The organism is Burkholderia sp. BCC1638 (assembly GCF_902833195.1).
GTDB lineage: Bacteria > Pseudomonadota > Gammaproteobacteria > Burkholderiales > Burkholderiaceae > Burkholderia > Burkholderia diffusa.
The window spans coordinates 1-548 of record NZ_CADFEC010000105.1; the positions used below are offsets into that span (position 1 = coordinate 1).

1 protein-coding gene is annotated in these 548 nt (G+C 67.5%); it reads left to right on the forward strand.

Annotation, left to right across the window (positions count from 1 at the left end):
• Positions 1-548, forward strand: a 548-nt coding sequence (locus tag HWX22_RS31400; protein ID WP_175917006.1) for an efflux RND transporter permease subunit, incomplete at both ends; no start/stop codon positions are given.

Below are 548 nucleotides of genomic sequence, written 5' to 3' on the forward strand. Positions count from 1 at the left end.
GCCGGCCTCACCATCGCCGACGGCTTCGACGTGGCCCGCTTCATCCACGCCTCGATCGACGAGGTGCGCACCACGCTGGCCGAGACGGTGGTGATCGTGGTGGTGGTGATCTTCCTGTTCCTCGGCAGCTTCCGCGCGGTGCTGATCCCGATCCTCACGATCCCGCTGTCGCTGATCGGCACCGCCTTGCTGATGCTGCTGTTCGGCTTCTCGCTGAACATCCTCACCCTGCTGGCGATGGTCCTGGCGATCGGCCTGGTGGTGGACGACGCGATCGTGGTGGTCGAGAACATCCACCGTCATATCGAGGCGGGCGAGCCGCCGGTGCGCGCCGCGCTGATCGGCACGCGCGAGATCGTGATGCCGGTGATCGTGATGACCGGCACCCTGGTGGCGGTCTACGCGCCGATCGGGCTGATGGGCGGGCTGACCGGCTCGCTGTTCAAGGAGTTCGCCTTCACGCTGGCGGGGTCGGTGTTCGTGTCGGGCGTGATCGCGCTGACGCTCTCGCCGATGCTGGGCTCGCTGCTGCTCACCGCGCAGCTCTC